5 protein-coding genes are annotated in these 4,397 nt (G+C 45.3%); 2 read left to right on the top strand and 3 right to left on the bottom strand.

All coding sequences use genetic code 11. The annotated features are described in order from the left end of the window. Nucleotides 1-96 precede the first annotated feature (96 nt). Entirely contained in the window at nucleotides 97-660 is a 564-nt protein-coding gene (locus QUA04_RS28825; RefSeq protein ID WP_333263979.1) for a Uma2 family endonuclease, read from the top strand. Nucleotides 661-761: 101 nt separating this feature from the next. Here QUA04_RS28825 and QUA04_RS28820 read toward each other — a convergent pair whose 3' ends face one another. Then, nucleotides 762-1,841 carry a M23 family metallopeptidase gene (locus QUA04_RS28820; protein ID WP_333263976.1) on the bottom strand — a complete coding sequence of 360 codons (1,080 nt, stop codon included), beginning with the start codon at nucleotides 1,839-1,841 and terminating at the stop codon, nucleotides 762-764. Between the two features lie 160 nt (nucleotides 1,842-2,001). Between QUA04_RS28820 and QUA04_RS28815 the strand changes: the two genes are divergently transcribed. Then, nucleotides 2,002-2,715, top strand: coding sequence for a phosphatase PAP2 family protein (locus QUA04_RS28815; RefSeq protein ID WP_333263973.1), 714 nt, complete (start codon nucleotides 2,002-2,004; stop codon nucleotides 2,713-2,715). 3 nt (nucleotides 2,716-2,718) lie between these two features. Here QUA04_RS28815 and QUA04_RS28810 read toward each other — a convergent pair whose 3' ends face one another. Both QUA04_RS28810 and QUA04_RS28805 read right to left on the bottom strand, forming a co-directional pair. After that, nucleotides 2,719-3,603, bottom strand: a complete 885-nt coding sequence (locus tag QUA04_RS28810; protein ID WP_333263970.1) for an aspartoacylase — start codon at nucleotides 3,601-3,603, stop codon at nucleotides 2,719-2,721. 258 nt (nucleotides 3,604-3,861) lie between these two features. Continuing rightward, nucleotides 3,862-4,131 (bottom strand): type II toxin-antitoxin system VapB family antitoxin, encoded by a 270-nt coding sequence (locus QUA04_RS28805; RefSeq protein ID WP_333263967.1) that lies wholly within the window; start codon nucleotides 4,129-4,131, stop codon nucleotides 3,862-3,864. Nucleotides 4,132-4,397: the final 266 nt, after the last annotated feature.

The following is a 4,397-nucleotide window of genomic DNA, read 5'->3' as shown; positions in this document are numbered from 1 at the left end:
ATTCATTTTTTTGTCATAATTAAGTATTGCATATAATTGTATCACAGTCTTGATAATGATTTAGGATTGCTATACTTCATTAGAGGTGAACTTAAAATGGTACAAACAAGATTAAAATCCTTAACTTTAGAAGAGTTTCTCCAACTACCCGAAACCAAACCTGCCAGCGAATACATTGATAATCAAATTATTCAGAAGCCAATGCCACAAGGGAAACACAGTGCGACTCAATGTGAACTAATTATTTTCATTAACGCTATATTAAAACCCAAAAAAGTTGCACGAGGATTTCCCGAACTCCGGTGTACCTTTGGTGGAAGGTCAACAGTGCCTGATGTTTCAGTATTTGTCTGGAACCGAATTCCCGCCGATGAGAACGGCGAAATTGCTAATGTTTTTCCCATAGCTCCTGATTGGACAATTGAGATTTTGTCGCCTGACCCAAGTCAAACTAAAGTTACTAAAAATATTCTGCACTGCTTAAATCATGAAACTCAAATGGGGTGGCTGATCGATCCCGACGAACAATGCGTTTTTGTTTATGTTCCCCAGCAACAGACAGCAGTATTTGATGAACCCGAAATGCTGCTACCGGTGCCGTCCTTCGCTAGCGAACTGCGGTTGAGTGTCGGAGAATTATTTGGCTGGCTGCTGAAATAATCTTCGGAAGGAAGAGGGAAGAAGGAAGAATGAAGAAGGAAGAGAGTGATTTTGACGTGGCTACATGGATTAAATACTGTCAACAGTCAACAGTCAACGGACTAACGCAACTCAACTTCTCGCTTGGCTTCTGCCAAAACTCGATCGCCCCGCGTCAACCGATATTCGGCCCGCCAAACTCCGGGAGTCAGAGGAGAATTCGTACTGTTTCTTTTGCCGACATAACCCAACCAAGTGCGGCTGGGGGCTTTAATTTCATTGGTCTGATCGGCGATGGTTGTGCCGTTGGGTGCAAATAATTTGTATTGTTCGCGATCGCCCTTGAGCACTCCGTAACTTTGCACCCAAAACAACAAAGCTGGACTGTTTGCAGGGAGTTGAGTCTCGGAAAATTGTCCTTCCCAGACAGCGTTGATATCGGGTGGCTTATTGGCAAAACCAGCCCGAATTAAACCTGTGGAAATATAGTCGATGGGCTTGTCCCAAATTGGATGGCGGGCGATGTTGCAGCCTACCTTCGCGTCGGGTCCGACAAACGGATCTACGGGTTTGCCTTGATAGCGAAAAGTTACGTGTACGTGGGGGAAAGATGCCATCCCAGAGTTTCCCACCATGCCCAAAACAGTGCCTTTTTGTACCTGTGTACCGGGTTTGACGGCAACGCTGCCTTTGCGGAGGTGGCAGTATTGGGCTTCCCAGCCTGCGCCGTGGTCGATTACCATGCCGTTGCCGCATTCTGTGCCTGCGATGCTGGCTTTGTCTGTATCGTTTTGTAAACGCCGATCGACCACACCATCTCGTACTCGCAAAACTTTGCCTGCAGCGGAGGCAATAACTGGCACTCCTTTTGCCATTGCTTTGGCGTCGGGAATGGCAAAATCTGTGCCGTCGTGGCCGTCGTAGGTTTGGCGCCCGCAGCCAAAATCTACGGCGGTGGGGCCGGGTTCTCGATCGAAATATAGCAATACAAAACAGTCTTTTCCTAGCGTACAGTTGATCGGCTGGCCGAATTGCGGGTTGTTCGGCTTTTGGGCGACTGCGGTCGAGACGAGACGCTGGGCGATGGTGTGGGCTTCGGCGATCGGCGCATTGACTCCGGTTGTATTAGCACAGCTAGACAGACTTGTCAACCCCCCGATCAACAAAATTGCAGATATGTGTTTTTTTGATAGTATAGTCATTCGTCGGTTGGATGTAAAAGCTGAGGTGGGTAGTGAAAAATCACTTAATGATTCAGAATAGAGGGTATCAAGAATCTAGACGATTGGTAAGGCTTTTTCGTTTCCTATCTTTGTTGTATTATTTTGAGTTTGAACTTTTAAAATTTTAATTACTTAAAAAATGCGCTCTAAAATTCTATCGCTAATTTCGATAATTCGGCTGGCCGGGCTTGCTGTTGCTGCTTTAGCGATGTGGGGATTTGCCACAATTGCCGAAGAGGTGTTGGAAAAAGAAACCTACGCTTTCGATAAATCTATTTTACTCTATCTTAGGAGCCTTCACACTCCGCTGCGCGATCGCATCATGCTCGCCTTTACATCTTTGGGGGAGCCAAATTTGCTGCTAGCGCTGAGCGTGAGTTTGGGTATTATCTTGTGGGTGCGGAAACATCGCTCCGAAGCCACAACTATTGCAGTTACCGGCGCCGGGGCGGTCGGTTTAAACCTACTGTTAAAAAAACTTTTTGCGCGCGCTCGACCTCAACTTTGGGAGCGCGTTGTTGACGTTCGCTTTTACAGTTTTCCTAGCGGACACGCGATGATTTCAATGGTTATTTACGGTTTGTTAGGATATTTCTTGGGTTCGCGCTTTCCCAAGCAGCGCTGGTGGATTTACTGCTTGACAGTTGTATTAGTTGCTGGTATTGGTTTGAGTCGGCTTTATCTAGGGGTTCACTGGCCTACCGATGTTATTGCCGGTTATACGGCAGGTTTGGTGTGGCTGATTGCCTGTATTCTCAGTTTGGAAGTATGGAAGCAATTTCGTTCTGTTAGTGCGCCTTCTGAAGAGGAGTTCTTGTCACCCGAACCCTCTCAAGAAATGACTAATGATTAATGACTAATAACTAACAATTATTTGCTTTCGGGTAAAACACATGGCAATTCCTTTTTCGTAGTAAGCTGCCTCGTTAATGAAAATTGGATAAACGGTTGATTTACCTTCATACAATACCGACTCACCATCAAAGGTTAAAAACATCGGATCGCCGGGATTCAGGGCTTGATAATCTCTGAATTGCAGATGAGGATGAATCATTGCCTGAATTTCTCTGTTCTCGTTTCTGGGATAGTCGATCGCCCCAATGGTGTGATAAATAGTCAGGGGATTCTTTGCAGCAGGCATTGTGCCTTGATTGTAGGCTTCTACGCCGTCTAAAATTCGGCAGACTAATTGCTCAGTTTGCTGAAATAAAGACGCATCTAATACGCCTTGCGGGACTGCACCAACTTCCAGCGTACCGCCTAATACCGAAAGCGATCGCAGCAAAGGACTATCATGATTCTTGGTTGTAGAAGCGAGTACCTTGAGGTGGGGATACACTGAGGTTAAATAAGCTGCTAGTTGCAGGTTAAATGGATGATGGCTGGCGAGAATAAATGTTAGCCCCATGTTGGATGTGGTGCTGTGCAAATCGATAATTACGTTGGGCAGATGAGTGTTTTTTGAAGTAAAAATGCGGTAGATTTCTTTCGCCCGCTGCGCTTCATAGCTGGAGAGATGGGGATTTTCTAAATCTTGCTTTCTAAAGCAGCGGTTGAGGTCGATATCGATGTAGCGTGTCCCGATTTCGCAAGCTTTGGGATTGGCTAGCAGGGCGATTGTTTCAAAAGTCGATCGCCCAATTAACTCTGGCGCGCGATCGAATTTCTTCACGAGGTAAATTCCTGTGAGTTCGTTTCCGTGGGTTCCTCCCACTATGGCAACACGTTTAATTTGGTTCATAGACAAATAACTTCCTATCCCCAGCGTATCACCCTTTGTCATCTCTTGGTAAAAAACATCAGATTGAGGTTTATTATGTGTTTATATTTAGATTATCTAAAGTTTAAGTAAGTAGGTATCACACGCAGGTTTCAGAAACTCGATTTATTTGTGTATTTCTCGCCAATACTAAACCCAAAACTCATTACGATCGCCACCGCGAAGAAATAGATCGCATTATTTCGGAGATAATGTTGGTATCAAGTAAATAACGCAGCGTCATTCAAAGATGACCTCGCGTCCTGCAAAAGTTCGATCGCGAACTTCTGCCCAAATTTCATCAGGATTTAAACCCTGTTCGTGCAGTTGATATTTTTCACGAAATGCACTGAGAGATTCTCCAAAGCTAAGTTCGAGATTCTGTGGCTGTTTGCGGCGTTGAATGTATTCGCGCAAGGCGATTTCAACTAGAGTCTCGAACTCAATTTCTCCCTCAAGTTCGATCGCCTCTTGCAGCAGTCCCGTATCCACATTCAGGCTCGTCACCATTGGCTTTCCTCTTTTAACGGTTATTTTATTATAGTTGTGATGCCTCGCTCAGAAACCGGGTTTTTGCCCAGAAGACGCATGACAGTGTAGAAACAAAAAAAACCCGGTTTCTTTGATTGTGACGCGCGGGAAACTCCCCACCAAGCGAAAATTCCTGTCACAATAAAAAGAATCCTACCGAGAGACGAAGGGGAGCATGTCACTTCTGTAGTGAGTAATGATACTCATGCAGGTCTTCGCTGATTACCAATTAAGCCGTTCAAGTA

The sequence above is a fragment of the Microcoleus sp. S13_C5 genome, from assembly GCF_036700845.1.
Lineage (GTDB): Bacteria > Cyanobacteriota > Cyanobacteriia > Cyanobacteriales > Microcoleaceae > Microcoleus.
The sequence above is the reverse complement of the archived record's forward strand: the minus strand, read 5'-3'. Positions and strand labels throughout refer to the sequence as shown.

Excerpts from the sequence above, each read along its gene's own strand:
- QUA04_RS28825 (WP_333263979.1), top strand. The coding sequence starts at position 97 with ATGGTACAAACAAGATTAAAATCCTTAACTTTAGAAGAGTTTCTCCAA.
- QUA04_RS28820 (WP_333263976.1), bottom strand. The coding sequence starts at position 1,841 with ATGACTATACTATCAAAAAAACACATATCTGCAATTTTGTTGATCGGG.
- QUA04_RS28815 (WP_333263973.1), top strand. The coding sequence starts at position 2,002 with ATGCGCTCTAAAATTCTATCGCTAATTTCGATAATTCGGCTGGCCGGG.
- QUA04_RS28810 (WP_333263970.1), bottom strand. The coding sequence starts at position 3,603 with ATGAACCAAATTAAACGTGTTGCCATAGTGGGAGGAACCCACGGAAAC.
- QUA04_RS28805 (WP_333263967.1), bottom strand. The coding sequence starts at position 4,131 with ATGGTGACGAGCCTGAATGTGGATACGGGACTGCTGCAAGAGGCGATC.